Source organism: Nonomuraea sp. NPDC003727, from assembly GCF_053586935.1.
Map to the genome: position 1 here is coordinate 73,259 of NZ_JBSFNE010000029.1, position 15,451 is coordinate 88,709.

Annotated in this window: 21 protein-coding genes; 13 read left to right on the forward strand and 8 right to left on the reverse strand. The window is 69.0% G+C overall.

Features of this window, described 5'->3' with window-relative positions; genetic code table 11:
* Window positions 1–9: 9 nt before the first annotated feature.
* From ACWDLG_RS41360 to ACWDLG_RS41375, 4 genes are all read left to right on the forward strand, one after another.
* Window positions 10–582 (forward strand): bifunctional DNA primase/polymerase, encoded by a 573-nt coding sequence (locus ACWDLG_RS41360; RefSeq protein ID WP_449930590.1) that lies wholly within the window; start codon window positions 10–12, stop codon window positions 580–582.
* Window positions 583–936: 354 nt separating this feature from the next.
* Window positions 937–1,104, forward strand: coding sequence for a DUF5990 family protein (locus ACWDLG_RS41365; protein ID WP_449930552.1), 168 nt, complete (start codon window positions 937–939; stop codon window positions 1,102–1,104).
* 653 nt (window positions 1,105–1,757) lie between these two features.
* Window positions 1,758–1,934, forward strand: a complete 177-nt coding sequence (locus ACWDLG_RS41370) for a hypothetical protein (RefSeq protein WP_449930554.1) — start codon at window positions 1,758–1,760, stop codon at window positions 1,932–1,934.
* A gap of 472 nt (window positions 1,935–2,406) precedes the next feature.
* Window positions 2,407–2,808, forward strand: coding sequence for a hypothetical protein (locus ACWDLG_RS41375; protein ID WP_449930556.1), 402 nt, complete (start codon window positions 2,407–2,409; stop codon window positions 2,806–2,808).
* A 38-nt stretch (window positions 2,809–2,846) separates the two neighbouring features.
* On the opposite strand, the gene ACWDLG_RS41380 is transcribed toward ACWDLG_RS41375, so the two are convergent.
* Window positions 2,847–3,221: an ArsR/SmtB family transcription factor gene (locus ACWDLG_RS41380; protein WP_449930558.1), complete on the reverse strand. Its 375-nt coding sequence runs from the start codon at window positions 3,219–3,221 to the stop codon at window positions 2,847–2,849.
* A gap of 81 nt (window positions 3,222–3,302) precedes the next feature.
* Here ACWDLG_RS41380 and ACWDLG_RS41385 point away from each other — a divergent pair, with 81 nt between their 5' ends.
* From ACWDLG_RS41385 to ACWDLG_RS41425, 9 genes are all read left to right on the forward strand, one after another.
* Window positions 3,303–3,875 carry an FAD-dependent oxidoreductase gene (locus tag ACWDLG_RS41385; protein WP_449930560.1) on the forward strand — a complete coding sequence of 191 codons (573 nt, stop codon included), beginning with the start codon at window positions 3,303–3,305 and terminating at the stop codon, window positions 3,873–3,875.
* A complete protein-coding gene (locus tag ACWDLG_RS41390; protein WP_449930592.1) occupies window positions 3,758–4,384 on the forward strand; it encodes an NAD(P)-binding domain-containing protein in 627 nt (208 codons plus the stop codon). The genes ACWDLG_RS41385 and ACWDLG_RS41390 overlap by 118 nt, the downstream gene beginning before the upstream one ends.
* A gap of 99 nt (window positions 4,385–4,483) precedes the next feature.
* Entirely contained in the window at window positions 4,484–4,621 is a 138-nt protein-coding gene (locus tag ACWDLG_RS41395) for a hypothetical protein (protein ID WP_354922619.1), read from the forward strand.
* A 28-nt stretch (window positions 4,622–4,649) separates the two neighbouring features.
* Complete coding sequence (locus ACWDLG_RS41400) at window positions 4,650–6,053, forward strand: FAD-dependent oxidoreductase (RefSeq protein WP_449930563.1); 1,404 nt, start codon at window positions 4,650–4,652, stop codon at window positions 6,051–6,053.
* Window positions 6,054–6,106: 53 nt separating this feature from the next.
* Window positions 6,107–6,337 (forward strand): hypothetical protein, encoded by a 231-nt coding sequence (locus ACWDLG_RS41405; protein ID WP_449930565.1) that lies wholly within the window; start codon window positions 6,107–6,109, stop codon window positions 6,335–6,337.
* Complete coding sequence (locus ACWDLG_RS41410) at window positions 6,334–7,518, forward strand: MFS transporter (protein WP_449930567.1); 1,185 nt, start codon at window positions 6,334–6,336, stop codon at window positions 7,516–7,518. The genes ACWDLG_RS41405 and ACWDLG_RS41410 overlap by 4 nt, the downstream gene beginning before the upstream one ends.
* A 31-nt stretch (window positions 7,519–7,549) precedes the next feature.
* Window positions 7,550–7,945, forward strand: a complete 396-nt coding sequence (locus ACWDLG_RS41415) for a metalloregulator ArsR/SmtB family transcription factor (RefSeq protein ID WP_449930569.1) — start codon at window positions 7,550–7,552, stop codon at window positions 7,943–7,945.
* Entirely contained in the window at window positions 7,942–8,985 is a 1,044-nt protein-coding gene (locus tag ACWDLG_RS41420; RefSeq protein WP_449930571.1) for an ArsO family NAD(P)H-dependent flavin-containing monooxygenase, read from the forward strand. Before ACWDLG_RS41415 ends, ACWDLG_RS41420 begins: the two co-directional genes overlap by 4 nt.
* Before the next feature lie 315 nt (window positions 8,986–9,300).
* Complete coding sequence (locus ACWDLG_RS41425) at window positions 9,301–10,524, forward strand: M28 family metallopeptidase (protein WP_449930573.1); 1,224 nt, start codon at window positions 9,301–9,303, stop codon at window positions 10,522–10,524.
* On the opposite strand, the gene ACWDLG_RS41430 is transcribed toward ACWDLG_RS41425, so the two are convergent.
* The 7 genes from ACWDLG_RS41430 to ACWDLG_RS41460 are packed head-to-tail and all read right to left on the reverse strand — an operon-like array spanning window position 10,509 to window position 15,046.
* Entirely contained in the window at window positions 10,509–10,919 is a 411-nt protein-coding gene (locus ACWDLG_RS41430; protein ID WP_449930575.1) for an arsenate reductase ArsC, read from the reverse strand. The genes ACWDLG_RS41425 and ACWDLG_RS41430 overlap by 16 nt on opposite strands.
* A gap of 41 nt (window positions 10,920–10,960) precedes the next feature.
* Complete coding sequence (locus ACWDLG_RS41435) at window positions 10,961–11,611, reverse strand: arsenate reductase ArsC (RefSeq protein ID WP_449930577.1); 651 nt, start codon at window positions 11,609–11,611, stop codon at window positions 10,961–10,963.
* 3 nt (window positions 11,612–11,614) lie between these two features.
* Window positions 11,615–12,295 carry an arsenate reductase/protein-tyrosine-phosphatase family protein gene (locus tag ACWDLG_RS41440; RefSeq protein ID WP_449930579.1) on the reverse strand — a complete coding sequence of 227 codons (681 nt, stop codon included), beginning with the start codon at window positions 12,293–12,295 and terminating at the stop codon, window positions 11,615–11,617.
* A gap of 48 nt (window positions 12,296–12,343) precedes the next feature.
* Window positions 12,344–13,057 carry an MIP/aquaporin family protein gene (locus ACWDLG_RS41445; RefSeq protein WP_449930581.1) on the reverse strand — a complete coding sequence of 238 codons (714 nt, stop codon included), beginning with the start codon at window positions 13,055–13,057 and terminating at the stop codon, window positions 12,344–12,346.
* The gene (locus ACWDLG_RS41450; RefSeq protein ID WP_449930583.1) at window positions 13,054–13,401 is read right to left on the reverse strand and encodes an ArsR/SmtB family transcription factor; all 348 of its coding nucleotides are present in this window, start codon (window positions 13,399–13,401) and stop codon (window positions 13,054–13,056) included. Before ACWDLG_RS41450 ends, ACWDLG_RS41445 begins: the two co-directional genes overlap by 4 nt.
* 53 nt (window positions 13,402–13,454) lie before the next feature.
* A complete protein-coding gene (locus ACWDLG_RS41455) occupies window positions 13,455–14,699 on the reverse strand; it encodes a GNAT family N-acetyltransferase (protein WP_449930585.1) in 1,245 nt (414 codons plus the stop codon).
* Between the two features lie 11 nt (window positions 14,700–14,710).
* Window positions 14,711–15,046 (reverse strand): ArsR/SmtB family transcription factor, encoded by a 336-nt coding sequence (locus ACWDLG_RS41460; protein WP_354922652.1) that lies wholly within the window; start codon window positions 15,044–15,046, stop codon window positions 14,711–14,713.
* Between the last annotated feature and the right edge of the window lie 405 nt (window positions 15,047–15,451).

The following is a 15,451-nucleotide window of genomic DNA, read 5'->3' on the forward strand; positions in this document are numbered from 1 at the left end:
GTGATCGTGGTGTCGGCGTCTCCCGCCAGATCGGAACGCTGCCCAGAGAACGTCCTTGGACTGCTGCCACTCGGCGCCTTTGTCGTTGTCGGTGGTCGCTTGGCTGCGGCGGCACGCGCGCCGTACAACATCGGCATCGCGTGTGGCCCGTCCCGCCTTACGGTGATCGACCTGGACGTCCCCAGGACCGGGGGGATCCGCCGCCGCCGGAATGGGCTCTGCCTGGTGTTCATGACGGCGCTGACGTTCTCGCTGTGCTCTGCGAGCGGGCAAGAGTCTCTGCCGTTGGAGACCTTCACGGTCCGCACGGGGCGCGGCGGCACGCATCTCTACTTCTCCGCCCCGTCCGACGTGGCCGAGGACGCAACGGGACGGGTGAGGCAGGCACCGGAGGGAACTTCCAGACGGACGCGGCATTCGAGGGCGTCGCCAAGTTGGCGGGGCACGGCGTGGATGTTCGTCTACGCGTCTACGCGAGATGCGTTCATGGCAGCAGGCGAGGCCATGAAGGGAAGCTGGGAGGCGACCAAACGCCGAAAATGCGGCCGCGTATTTGCCGTGACTGGCCGGAGACACCCGTAAGAAGCTGTAGGCAACCAGAGCAAACAAGAGAGGCTCGCCACCGCGTTTCCGCTGGTGGCGAGCCTCTTCTCGCTGGTGTGGCAGGTCCCGGGTTCGAACCTGGGTAGGCTAAGCCGACGGATTTACAGTCCCGCTGATTCATGCCTCTGACCTGCGGTTCTTTGGCTTTGAAGCTCGATTTCGGCACGCATTCGGCACGATCACACTTCGCTGGCTATCCCGCCAGCCGCTGGCGCTGGCATGTCGGCGAGCGTGGCTCGGATTGTGGCAATCCTGCGAACGCCGCGCTGAGCCGGTGATGCGGCGCACTGGCGAGCGCCGCACGCGGTGATTCGGGAGAATGATGCTGTCGTGATGACCCGCATCGAGGCGTCCGATCTGCCGGGACGGAAGCACGGGCAGGCGCCCGGGTTTCCCGGCTACCGCAACATCCATGTCGGCGTGCAGCGGCGGGACCGCCGTGACGAGCTGCTCGACCTGCATTCAGGCGATGCCCCTCAGCGGTCTGGGAGCTGGAAGTGACCGCGACCCGAAGGGAGACCGGATGAGATCTCCGGGGCCCGTTCGTGCAGGGCAGCCCGGGCGATCGGTTCGTACCTGTTGTGGGGGATGGTCGATGACGCCGGAGTGTTCTCGATGTTCCGGCGGGCGAAGCTATGTGTTCCCGCGGGCGGTGTTCCCTGGACGGGTCGAGGTCGTCGACATCCGCCAGGCACAGGCCGCGCATCGCCTTCGCATGTCACAGCAGTTGTCGACCCCGCAAAGATGATCTGTGACCGCTGACTTTTATGTCCGCTTTCGTCGCCTCCTTGCCTCATTTCCTTATAGCCCAGAAGGACCATCTTTCGGCCAAGATCATTTATATTCGATCTTTAGGTGTCACTAATAACAGCCGGTGATGCTCATGTCACCGCAGATGGGAGACACTGTCACGTTCCAATGCCCGAAGTCGCCTGGCCACTCCCAGTAGGAGCCCCCATTTCGATCTGCGCGTTCATGGTGGGTACTTTCCCGCGCGCACGGCTAATCTTTACTAGTACCAACTCGATGTTGATCGCCTGACGCGGGCGATGCCACGTGGTCGCTCGACGCGACCCCGGCTTCCGGGCGCTGGGCCCGACGGCCGGAAGTCGTCCCCTCGCGGGGGCGCATCAACACGAGGAGGTATTAGCTCTATGGGTAAGCACCGGCGCAAGCGCGCTGAAGATGAGAGCAAGGGCCAAAAATCCCGGGCCGGATGGATCTTCGCAGTAGGCTCCGCCCTCATCAAGGGTGCCCTCTGGGAGGTCGGCCGGCAGCTCTACAAGGAGTTCTTCGGCAGCGGCGGCGGCCTCGGGGGCTTCCCGCTCTAGTAGCGAGAAGGCCCCAAGACCACCCTTGAGTGTGAAGCGCCCCACCCACAGAGGTCTGCCAGGACGCGAAGGGTGACGACTTCACGTCGTTCACGCGGTCCGCTCGATATCCAGTCGAGAGGGCCGTGTGCACGGCCTACAAACTCAGCGTAGTGACTAGCGTGCTCTCCGCAAGCGATGTCACAGAAGCAATGCCAACTAAATCAGCACCGCATACGGCGTGTCGGCTTGCACCTTGCTTCGTCGGCATATCGTAATCACTCTGGCCAAGTACTTAGTACGTAGCACTGTCCCCATAATGACGCTTCTTCATCACATTTGGATGACCTGTTCCACTGTGTGAGACGAAAGTTCTGGTCACACGTAAGAGGCGCAGGTCACTGAGCCATCCGCTCGAAGTCCCCGTGGCTCGCGTACTGCTTGCGGCTCCAGGCCACTCGGTAGCCAGGGTGATCGGTGGACGCTGATGTATGTGACGTTTCTGCAGGTGCCCGCAGCTGAGCTGGTGCACTCGCTGCGCGAGGGTCGTTTCCTGGCGGCCACCCTGATCACGGTGGTCGCCTCCCAGGTGCCCAAGCTTGACGGCAACTTGGCCGCAGTGGTCGGTGTGGTGCCGTTCTACGTGCTTTTCCTGTCCGTGATGGCCGTCGCCGGCCTGGCGGTCGCCCGTCTGTTCCGCCTGGACGCACCCGCTGGACGGGCGACCGTGTTCGCCGGTGCGACCCGTAACTCCCTCGTCGTCCTGCCATTGGCGCTGGCGCTGCCAGATCAGTTGGCCGTCGCCGCAGTGGTGGTGGTCACCCAAGCCTTGGTGGAAGTCGTGGGCATGGTCGTCTACGTCCGCATGATGCCGACGCTGCTGCTGTTCCGTTGACGCCGCGGACTGGGCGGCCGTGAGCGATCTGGAGTGGGTCAGCAGCAGTACTTGAGGTAGCTCTGAAGGTCGGCCAGGGCCGCGGCGGTGGCCTGCTTGTCGGCGCGATACAGCACGACTTTGCCCTCCTTGCGGGAGGTCAGGATGCCGCCTCGCTTGAGCTCGGCGAGCTGCTCGGAGGCGCGTGGCTGTCCGAGGTCGGCGAGCTCGGCCACCTGGCCGACCGACAGTTCGGCGCCCCGAGCGAACAGCAGCATGATGCGCTGGCGGACCGGGCTGGCCAGCGCTTTGAGGAACGCGTGGACGGCTGGGCTGAGCTCGACCTCGTCCGTCTGCGGCTCGGCCGGGACTGCGCAGCACGACTGCTGCTCCCCGGCGATTTCCAGGCCCGTGTCGGGCGCGGATGACGACATGGATGACTCCCTCCTGACGGACATTGCACCATCATATCTCTTCTTTGACATATCTAAAATCAGCGATATATGGTCCCCGGCATGACCACACCCGCTCTTCCCGTCGTCGTGATCGGCGCCGGCCAGTCCGGCCTCGCCGCAGCTCGCGCCATTCTCGAAGCCGGCCTGCGGCCCCTCGTGCTGGAGGTCGGGCCGCGGCCGGCTGGTGCCTGGCCGGACTACTACGACAGCCTCACGCTGTTCTCCCCGGCCCGCTTCAGCGCGATGCCCGGCCTGGACTTCGACGGCGACCCTGACCGCTACCCCCACCGTGACGAAGTGGTGGACTATTTGGCCAGGTATGCGGCCGGCCTGGACGCGGAGATCCGCACCGGCACTCGGGTAGAGGCGGTGGAACAGAGCCAGGACGGTCGCTTCGTTGTGCGCACCGCCGACGGCCAGGAACTGGAGGCCGCGGGCGTGGTGGCCGCCAGTGGCTCCTTCTCCCGCCCGATCCTTCCTGCCCTACCAGGGGCCGAGCCTTCACTGGCCGCGTGCTGCACGCGGCCGACTACCGCAGCCCGAAGGATCTGGCCGGGCAGCGTGTGGTCGTGGTCGGCGGTGGCAACTCCGCCGTGCAGATCGCCTACGAGCTGGCCGAGGTCGCGGACGTGACGATCGCCTCACGCCAGCCGCTGGCCTTCCTGTCGCAGTGGCGCGACGGCCGGGATGTGCACCACTGGCTGGTCTCCAGTGGCTTCGACGAGCTGCCGCCGGCCTGGTTGATCCACCATGTGCAGGCCCGTCTGGTCATGGACGTGGGGGACTACGCCGCCGCCGTGGAGGGCGGCCGCCTGGTGCGCCGGCCCATGTTCGGCGCCCTGGACGGCGGACGCGTCGTGTGGGCCGACGGCGTACGGGAGCCGGTGGACGTGGTGCTGCTGGCCACCGGCTACCTGCCCGACCTCGGCTATCTGGCGCCGCTCGGCGCGCTGGACGAGCATGGCCTGCCGCTGCATCAGGGCGGTCTGTCCCTGGTCCGGCCGGGCCTGGCCTACCTGGGGCTGGAGTTCCAGCGCTCGTTCGCCTCCAACACCTTGCGCGGTGTCGCGGCCGACGCCGCGCACATCATGGGCCCGCTGGCCGCGCACGCCCGCCACGCTCCAGCCCAGGTCGGCCTCTGACATCGCCAGCTGATTCGACATCCAGCTAATTTGACATCTCTCTAAGTAGTGCCGCATTATAGGCACTGCTTAGATGAACTTCTAAACAGGAGGTGCGCAATGCGCGCTCGGTTCCGCCGTTACCGCCAGGGCCCGACTTTCGTCTTCAACGAGGCCACCGGCGAGGTCTGCGACGCTGCGTGCCGCTCCAGGGCCGCCGTGGACCGTGTCCACATCGACATCCTGCTGTTCCGCTAAGCCGTACCGAAACCCAGGAGAAGCCATCATGAGCGCCAATTGCTGCGGCACCACCGCCTCCCTTGAGCTTGAGCAGAATGTGACCTCCGGCGCTGCCGGCGTGCTGCCGATCGTGGTGATCGGTGCGGGCCCGGTCGGACTGGCCGCCGCCGCGCATCTGGCCGAGCGGGGTCAGGACTTCCTGGTCCTGGAGGCCGGGGGTCAGGTCGCCGCGTCGGTTGCCCAGTGGGGCCACGTGCGGGTGTTCAGCCCGTGGAAGTACAACATCGACGCCGCCGCTCGCCGCCTGCTGGAGGCCGACGGCTGGACCGCGCCCGACCCCGACTGGCTGCCGACCGGCGGCGAGCTCATCGACGACTATCTCGCGCCGCTGGCCAAGTTGTTCGGCGAGAAGGTACGGCTGGGCGCCAAGGTGAGCGCGATCAGCCGTCTCGGCTATGACCGAGTCCGCACCAACGGTCGCGAAGACGCCCCGTTCCTCATCCGCCTGGAGGGTGGCGAGGAACTCCTGGCCCGCGCGATCGTGGACGCCTCGGGTAGCTACACCAGCCCGAACGTGCTGGGTGCGAGCGGCCTGCCCGCTCACGGCGAGGCCGAGGTCGGCGACCTGGTTGACCACGCCCTTCCCGACGTGCTCGGCGACGACCGCGACCGCTACGAGGGCAGGCACACGCTCGTCGTCGGCGCGGGCCACTCGGCGGCCACCACGCTGCTCGCTTTGGCCCAGCTGGAGAACACGCCGATCACGTGGGCGATCCGCGCGGCGGGCGCCAGCCGTACCTACGGAGGCGGCGAGGCCGACGCGCTTCCGGCTCGCGGCGCTCTCGGCACCCGCCTGCGCGCACACGTCGAGTCGGGCCGCGTCCGGCTGCTGACGGGCTTCTTCGCCCACTCCGTCACCCGTAGCGGCGACCAGGCGATCGTGGTCAGCCGTGACCCGTCCGGCGCCGAGCAGTCGGTCACGGTGGACCGCATCGTGGTCGCGACCGGCTACCGTCCCGACCACTCCATCGCCTCCGAGTTGCGCCTGGACCTGGACCCGATTCTCGGCTCCACCCGGCAATTGGCTCCGCTGATCGATCCCAACCAGCACTCCTGCGGCACCGTCCCCGCTCATGGCGTCGACGAGCTGTCCCACCCCGAGCCCGGTTACTACGCCGTCGGCGTCAAGAGCTACGGCCGCGCCCCCACCTTCCTGATGGCCACCGGCTACGAGCAGGTCCGCTCGGTTGTCGCGGCGATCGCGGGCGACTGGGAGGCCGCCCGTGACGTGCAGCTCGACCTGCCGGAGACGGGAGTGTGCTCCTCCAGTCTGGCCGAAGCTCAGGAGCAGCGCGTCGGCCTGGCCACCGGGATCAGCGGCGGCCTGCTGGCCACCCCGCTGCCGCTGGCCACTGTCGGCGCCTCCGACGGCGGCGGCTGCTGCGGCTGAAAGCAGGGATCGGCATGTCAGACGGATACCCGACCGCAGCTCAGAAGGAGGCCTTGCGCCTCATCTGCGACCACGGCCGGTTGCACACAGAAGAGTTGGGCCGTCAGCTGGTCAGTGCCCGGCGATCCAGCACCAACCCGGGCTTCGCGTCCGCCGTCGCCCGCATGGCCGGAACCTTGACCTGGCGGCTGGAGGCCCAGGGCTTCATCGCCGAGGCCGGGGATGAGTGGACGACGACCGCGGACGGGCGTCGCCTGATCGCCTGCTCCAGCGAGGCCGAGTGAGCTCCACCGCCGAGACCGCCGCCCCGCAGACCTGGGGCGGCGGTCAGCCACGTTCCGGCCACGGCCGGCGGATCGTCGCCGCGCTGGCCGTCACCCAGACCATCGGCTACGGCGTGCTCTACTACGCCTTCTCCGTCTTCCTGACCCCGATGGTGCGCGAGCTGAACGCCTCCCACACCCAAGTCGCCGCCGCGCTCACACTGTCGATCCTGATCGCCGCCCTGTGCGCACCCGCCGCGGGACGCTGGCTGGACGCCCGCGGTGGGCGCGGCCTGATGAGCGCCGGTTCGATCCTCGGCACGGCCGCGGTGCTGACCTGGTCGCGGGCGGAGACTCTCTGGCAGCTGTACGCGGTGTTCGCCGCCATCGGCATCGCCTGCGCCATGGTGCTGTACGAGGCGGCCTTCGCCGTCATCGTCGCCTGGTACGGCGGCGACGAGAAGGGACGGGCGGGCGCTCTGCTGGCGCTGACCATTGTGGCCGGGTTCGCCTCGTCGATCTTCATCCCGCTCACCGCCCTGCTCTACGGGCTGGCCGCGATCCCGCTGCACACCCTCGTCATCCGCCGTCGCCCCAGCGCGGCACGCACACCCGCCGCGGCTGAGGAGAGAGCCGAGATCGTCAAGGCCGCGGTGCGCCGCCGCCCGTTCTGGCTACTCGTGATCGCCTTCACCGCCAACGGCGGCGCGGTGGCCACCGTCGCAGTGCTGCTGGTCACCTACCTCATCCACCTCGGCCACTCGCCGGTCCTGGCCGCCACACTGGCCGGCCTCCTCGGCGTGCTGTCGGTCACCGGCCGCCTGATCACCACCGGCCTGCAGACCCGGCTGCCCCCAGCCCTCATCGCCGCCGCGATCTTCACCCTCCAGGGTGTCGCCGTCCTGCTGCTGCCGCTGGTCGGGCGGAGCATGGCCGGGGCGGTCGGCTGCGTGCTGGGGTTCGGGCTGGGCTTCGGCATCGCCTCCATCACCCTGCCCCACCTGCTCGTGCAGCGCTACGGCACCGCCGCCTACGCCTCCCTGTCCGGCCGTATCGCCGCCTTCTCTGTCGCTGACAAGGCCCTCGCTCCGCTGGGAGCGGTCGCGCTCGCCCAAGCAGTCGGCTACATCTGGGTGATGGGCGCGGTCGCCACCGCCTGCATGATCGCCGCATTGGCCTTGGTCGCCTACCACCGCGTATAATTTCGATAGTTTTCGAAGTAAGGGGTGCCGTATGACCGCCGTGACAAGCCAGTGCTGCGCACCGATCACGCGCGAGCCGCTGTCGGAGGACGACGCGGCCGAGCTGGCGGTGCTGCTCAAGGCGGTCGCCGATCCGGTACGGCTGCGCCTGCTGTCGATGATCGGCTCGCACGCGGGCGGCGAGGCCTGCGTCTGCGATCTCACCGACGCCTTCGACCTGACCGCGCCCACCATCTCCCACCACTTGAAGGTGCTGCGCACCGCTGGGCTCATCGACGGCGAGCGGCGCGGCACCTGGGTCTACTACCGGATCATCCCCGAGGTGGTGAACAAGCTCGGCGCGCTGTTCGCCCCGCTCGCCGAGCCGGCCACCGCCGCCACCACCGCGTCCGGCGGTCCGGTCGACGTGGAACTCCTCACCGTATGACGGTGCGCCCTCGCGCCACCGATGTCCTGGTCATCGGCGGCGGTCAGGCTGGCCTGGCCGCCGGCTACTACCTGCGGCGAGCCAAGGCCGACTTCGTGATCCTCGACACTCAGGAGCAGCCCGGCGGAGCGTGGCGGCATGTCTGGCCGTCGCTGCGCCTGTTCTCGCCCGCCCAGTACAGTTCGCTGCCCGGCCGCATGATGCCCATCCCGCCGGACGGCGGCTATCCGAGCGCCGCCGGCACCGTCTCGTACCTCGCCGACTACGAGCGCCGCTACGACCTGCCGGTGCAGCGCCCGGTGACCGTGCGGGCGGTACGGCGGGCCGGCGAACGGCTCCTGGCGGAAACCGACCGCGGCACCTGGCAGGCGCGCGTGGTGATCAGCGCCACCGGCACCTGGTGGCGCCCCTTTCTCCCGCACTACGCGGGCACACGCGACTTCCGCGGCGAGCAACTCCACACCGCCGGCTACTGCGGCCCGGAGCCCTTCGGCGGCAAGCGCGTGGTGATCGTGGGCGGCGCCAACTCCGGAGCGCAGATCCTCGCCGAAGTCTCCGCCATCGCCGAGACCACCTGGGTCACTGTCCGCCCGCCCCGCCTACTGCCCGACGAACTCGACGGGCGCGCGCTGTTCGAGCACGCCACCCGCCGACTGCACGGGGACGGCGCCAACCTGGGCGACATCGTCGCCGTGCCGCCGGTCCGCGAGGCGCGTGATCGGGGAGTGCTGAAGGCCGAGCCCATGTTCGCCCGCCTCACCGAGACCGGCGTCGCCTGGGCGGACGGCACCACCTGGGACTGCGACGCGATCATCTGGTGCACCGGCTTCCGCCCCACTCTCAGCCACCTCGCCCCCCTCAAGCTGCGCGGCTCCGACGGCCTCATCCCTGTCCACGGCACCCAAGCGATCGGCGAGCCACGCCTGCACCTGCTCGGATACGGCGACTGGACCGGCCCCGCCTCCGCCACCCTCATCGGCGCCGGCCGTACGGCACGCGACATGATTACGGCCATCGCCAGCCAACTGCGGCTTAATTAGAAGTCCTTCTATATTGATTTGCGTCTAAGTAGACGGCTAGACTCGCCCTTGCTTAGATAGCTATCGAATCTAGGAAGGATTCCGTATGGCAACCGAGACCTCCGGCGGCTTCATCGGCGATATGCAGGACGCTTTCACACCGCCCGCGGCGGGCGGCTGCTGCGGCGCCTCCGCCCCGGCGTCAGATGCGGCCGCCGCGGCGGTGGCGACCACCTGTTGCGGGAGCGAGGCCGCCGCGACCGATGCAGCCGCTGCCGGCTGCTGCGGGCAGGCGCCGGCTGCTGCCACTACTGCCTCGGGCAGCGATGCGGCCGGATGCTGCGGATGACCTCCTCCTCGCCCATCCAGGCGTCGGGGTTAGCCATCGCCCTTGAGCAGGTGTCGATCCAGCGGATGACCGCCACCGTGCGCGAGCTCGCCGGCGACCGCTTCGCCGGTCGCCGCGTGGGCACAGCCGGCGGGCGGTCCGCCGCAGAATGGCTCGCCACCCAGCTGCGGGATCTGGGCGGCGAGGTCGAACTGGTCTCCTTTCCGGTCGCCGACGTGCGCGAGCTGTATGCCACGCCGGTCTTGGAATGGAAGATCGACGAGCAGTCGCGAAGGCTGGAGCACCGGCGTGATTTCGTCGAGCACCTGGCCTCCGCGGAGCTTCCTCATCCGCTCACCGCGCCTCTGGTAGCAGACACGGACGACGCCGACGTCCGCGGCCGATGGATCCTGGCCGAACCCGGCGACTGGGCGAAAGCCTGCGGCAAAGCCGAGCAGAGCGGCGCGGCCGGTGTGCTGACCGCGCGCGGTACCGACGCCGAGGGCTGGATGCCCAAAATGATCGCCGGGCCAGGCGTCCGTGCGGTCCCCGTCGTCGCGCTGCGCACAGATCTTCACCGAGAGCTGTCCGGCGCACTGGCCCGCGGGGCCGTCCAGGTGACGGCGTCGATGCCGCTGCGGCCGGTCACCGTCGAAGGCCGCAACGTGCATGCCCGCCTTAACGACGGGCCTGCGCGCGTGCTGCTGACCGCCCACTACGACGGCGTCGGCGACGACCCGGAACGTCGGCTGCCGGCCGCAGCCGACAACGCCTCAGGCGTGGCCGCGATCCTGGAAGCCGCCCGCGTGCTCGCCGCGCATGCCGTACCGATCGATCTGGCGGTGGCCTTCCTGGACGCCGAGGAGGCCGGCGCCTGGGGCTCGGCCCACCACGCCCCGACTGTGCCGCCGGACACGATGGTGATCAACCTCGATGGAGCGGCTCAGCTGCACCAAGCCGCCTCCGTGGAGGCGGGCGGCCCCGCGCACGCCCTCCTGGCCACCGTGGACCAGGCCGCCCGCGAAACAGGCGTGCCGCTGCGAGCAGGTGCCATGGCCTCCGACAACCGCCGCTATGCCGCGGCAGGACTTGCCGCGCTCGGCATTGGGATGGGCATGCCGGGCTACCAGACGCCCGCCGAAACGCCGGACCGCGTCGACAAGGACACGCTCCTGGCCGCAGCCCGGCTGATCACCGCCACGGTGTGGCGGCTGGCTCACGCAGGGTCCTGAGCCAGCTCCTTCAGCAACGCCCGCACGCGGCGTTCGATCTCGTCGCGGATCGGGCGAACGGCCTCGATGCCCTGGCCTGCGGGATCGTCGAGCTTCCAGTCCTCGTACCGCTTGCCGGGGAAGATCGGGCAGGCGTCGCCGCAGCCCATGGTGATGACCACGTCGGAGGCCTGGACGGCGTCCGTGGTGAGGATCTTGGGGTGCTGGTCGGTGAGGTCGACGCCGACCTCGCGCATCGCCTCGACGGCCACCGGGTTGATCCGGTCGGCGGGCGCCGATCCGGCGGAGCGGACCTCGACGCGGTCGCCCGCCAGGTGGGTGAGCCATCCGGCGGCCATCTGGGAGCGGCCTGCGTTGTGGACGCAGACGAACAGGACGCTGGGGGTGTCGCTCACGGGTTGATACCTTCCTTCGCTGGTCTTGCTGATCACACTGGTCAGGCTGCGGGGATGCCGAGGTCGTCGAGCAGGCGGCGGACCCGGCGTTCGATCTCGTCGCGGATGGGTCGTACGTCCTGGACACTCTTGTCCGCCGGGTCGTCCAGTTCCCAGTCCTCGTATCGTTTGCCCGGGTAGACGGGGCAGGCGTCGCCGCAGCCCATGGTGATGACGACGTCGGCGGCGCGGACGATCTCCTCGGTCCAGGGTTTGGGGAACTCGCCGGTGATGTCGATGCCCCGCTCTACCATCGACGCCACGGCCGCGGGGTTGATCTCGCCGGCGAACTCCGAGCCGCCGGACCAGGCCAGCGCTCGGTCGGCGGCCAGGTGCTGGAAAAGGCCCAGTGCCATCTGGGAGCGGCCTGCGTTGTGGACGCAGAGGAACAGCACGACGGGCCGTCCGTCGTTGTGCCCTTCCACGCGGGCCAAGGCGTGCAGGCGCTGGCGGGCGAAGCGTTCGGCAAGGAGCGGCAGATAGTTGGGGATCTTGCCGTGGATGGCGAACTGGTCGTAGCTGGTGTGCAGGAACCGTTCGATGGTCTCGGTGCCGAAGGTGCCGGTGAACTCTTCCGCCAGGCGGCGGGCGGCGGTCAGCAGGGCGTGCTGCTGGTCGACGGACAGGTCCGGGTGTCGGTAGGTCTGGGACATGGCTCACTCCTGTGGAGGGTGCACGGCAGGCGCCAGCCGTTGGACGCGGTCGGCTATGTCGGTGTAAGCCCGTTCGAACGCCTCGTCGCCGCCGGCGCGGACGGGGTCCGGGATGGACCAGTGCAGCCGGTCGATGTCGACGAGCTGCTCGTGGGCGGCGTCGCAGACGGCCACGACGAGGTCGTCAGGGCGCAGCGTCTGATCCACGTGGCGGGTGGCGGCGTGGTCGAGGTCGAGGCCGTGGTGGGCGGCCAGGGTGAGCGTGCGGGGATGGACGTGCGGTGCGGGATGAGTGCCTGCCGACGTGGCAGGCACGGCGCTGGCGCGGCTCCACAGGGCGGCGGCCAACTGGGAGCGGGCGGAGTTGTGGGTGCAGACGAAGACGATGCGAGGGGCGGGCCGGGCCGCGGCCGGCAGCAGACCGGACAGCGATTGCGGCACCAGACGCAGGTAGGTGCGCCTGCGGTCGCCCTCGGATCGACGGCGTTCGACGACGCCCGCTTCCTGCAGCAGCTTCACGTGGTGGGCGAGCAGGTTGGTGGGCAGGCCGAGCGCCTGGCCGAGCTCGCCCGGCGACGCGTCGCCCAGCAGCAGCCGGTCCACGATGGCCAACCGCCCCGCGTCGCCGAGCGCGGCGTGCACTCGCGCTCGGGCCTCCACCGAAGAACTCCAGTCAGCGTTCATTGAGTCAATAATTATTGAGTAAACGCGGGAGCGTCAAGCGGCGACCGGTCAGCGGGAGTCCGGATGCGGGACGACCGGCTTGGTCGTGCCCACTGCGGGGCGGCCGAACAGGCCGTGGACCAGTAGCAGGCCGATGGCGCCGCCGACCAGCTGGGCGACGACGAAGCCGGGCACGGAGGCGGGGGCGATGCCGGCGAAGGTGTCGGTGAAGGCGCGGCCGACGGTGACGGCGGGGTTGGCGAAGCTGGTAGAGGAGGTGAACCAGTAGGCCGCGCCGATGTAGCCGCCCACAGCCAGCGGGGCGAAAGCCGTACCGCCGGACCGGGTCAGGCAGAAGATCACCAGCACCAGGCCCGCGGTGGCGACGACCTCTCCCAGCCACAGATGCGCGCTCGCCCGCTCGGTGGTGGACCAGGTGATCACGGGCTTGTCGAACATCGCGTTGGCCAGCACCGCGCCGCCGATGCCGCCCATCACCTGGGCGGCGACGTAGCCGCCGAGCTCGCCCGTCCGCAGCCTCCGGCCGGTCTGCCGTCCCTGCCACCAGTCGGCCAGCGACACCACCGGGTTGAAGTGGGCGCCGGAGACCGGGCCCAGCACGACGATGAGCACGGCCAGGCCGAAGACAGTGGCGGTGGAGTTCTCCAGCAGCTGCAGGCCCACGTCGTCCGGGGAGAGAGTCTGGGCCATGATGCCCGACCCGACGACCACGGTCACCAGCAGCGCGGTGCCGAGGAACTCGGCCAGCAGCCTGCGCCTCATCGGGCCACCTCAGCCGGTACGGCGAGCAGCGCCGACAGTTCGGCAAGCCGGTCGGGCACGATCCGGTAGTACACCCAGGAGCCGCGCCGTTCGCTGGTGAGCAGGCCGACGTCCTTGAGCACCTTGAGGTGGTGGCTGATCGTCGGCTGGGCCAGGTCGAAGCTCGCGGTCAGGTCGCACACGCACGCCTCGCCCCCCTCATGACCGGCCACGATCGAGACGATGCGCAGCCGTACCGGGTCTCCGAGCGCCTTGAACGCCCGCGCGAGCCCTGCCGCGCTCTCCTCGTCCAGCGGTTGACGCACCAGCGGCGCGCAGCAGTCAAAGACCGTCAGCTCATCCATGGGCGTCAATATTGACGCCCATGGATATCAGCACGGTCAAGCCGAAATGAACGTCAGATGGACGCGTCCTCTAGGCCGGTGACCGAGCTCCGGCGCTCCATGAGAATCACGTCACGCCAGACGCCGTGGTGCCGGCCGATGCGTTCGCGGGTGCCGACCACTCGAAACCCCAGCGCCTGGTGCAGGGAAAGGCTGGCGGTGTTCTCGGGGAAGACGCCGGACTGGATCGTCCAGATGCCCGCGTCCTCGCTGGCGGCGATGAAAGCGGTCAACAGCGCGCGGCCGATGCCGTGGGCCTGGCAGCCAGGGTGGACGTAGACGCTGTGCTCCACCGCTCCGGCGTAGACGCACCGGCTGGACACCGGCGAGGCGGCGATCCAGCCCAGGACCTCGCCGCTGTCGGCGTCGGCGACGACGTAGCGCAGCCCAGGCAGCCTGCCGCGGTCGAACGCATCCCAGCTGGGGGCGGTGGTCTCGAAGCCGGCCTGGCCGGTGTCCAGTCCGGCCTGGTAGATGGCCAGCACCTGGCTCGCGTCGGCCTCGCGCATCGGGCGGATCTCCAGGCCGGGACCGATCGCGGGCTTGACCGCCTGGATGATGGCCGAGTGGACCCCGTCGCCGTGGTCAGCCGTAAGGGTCATCGAGGTGCCGACGAAGCCGGTCGAACGCAGCAGGTCGCGGTACTCGGCCACTTCCAGGGAGCCGGCGACGCAGCCCACCCGCTGCTCGGCGGCGGCGCGCCGTACCGGGTCGAGCGTGCCTTCTGTCGCCATGTCGCTGATCCCCAGCCGCCCGCCCGGGCGTAGGACGCGGAAGGCCTCGGCGAGGACGGCCGCCTTGTCGTCGGACAGGTTGATCACGCAGTTGGAGATGACGACGTCCACCGAGTGGTCCGGTAGCGGGACGGCCTCGATGGTGCCGTGCAGGAACTCGACGTTGGCCGCGCCGGCCTCCGCCGCGTTGCGTCTGGCCAGCTCGATCATGTCGGGGCTGGCGTCAAGGCCGTAGGCCTTGCCGTATGGGCCGACCCGGCGGGCCGACAGCAGGACATCGATGCCGCCGCCCGAGCCGAGGTCGAGCACGGTCTCGCCGGCGCGCAGTTCGGCGACGGCGACCGGGTCGCCGCAGCCGAGGCTGGCCCGGGTGGCCCCGCCGGGCAGCTCCGCGGTGTCGTCGTAGGCGGCGGCGCCGAAGCAGCCCTTGACGAACTCGTCGGCCGAACAGTCGATGATCGTCTCGCCGGTCATGGCGGCGCGAGCGAGTCCCGAGTATCGCTTGACGACCTCGTCGTGGGCCATGGCTGTCTCCTTCAGTCGCAGATCGGAGTGGCGGGAACGGGCTTGCCCATCACCACGTCGGCGGCGGTGGGGAAGCAGCTCACGCAGTTCTCGTTGATCCGGTACAGGCTGCTGGTGCCCTGCCGTTCGACCAGGACGAAGCGCACCTCGGCCAGGATCTTCAGATGGTGCGACACGGTCGACTGGCCGACACCGGAGGCGGTCACGATCTCACCCACGGTCATCGGCTCGCGGCGGCGGGCCAGCAGCGACACGATCTGGATGCGCGTGGCGTCGGCCAGCGCTTTGAACCAGCTCGCGTACTCCTCGGCCTCGGCCCGGTCCAGCGGCTTCGCATCATTATTCATCGATTATCGACGATATTCGATTATCAAGCCAAGGTCCAGCCGCTCAGGACTGATCACACCTGCCTCAAGATGTTCACGTCGCTAGCTCGACCTGGCTCCATCCGGGGTTTCCGCTCCACAGGCTGCCAAGTGGGCGGGGCGCGGTGCGGACATTCTTCTATGCGCCTACGCCAAGTCGTACATGGTCAGCAGGGTGGGGCCTGAGGCGCATCTCGGAGACGGCCAGGCGCTGGAAAACGTGGCCGCGTATTTGCCGTGGCTGGTCGGAGATCGCCGTAGGCAGCCGTAACCAACCGGAGTAAACAAGAGAGGCCCGTCACCGCGTTTCCGCTGGTGACGGGCCTCTTCGTACTGCTGTGGCAGGTCCAGGGTTCGAACCTGGGTAGGCTAAGCCGACGGATTTAC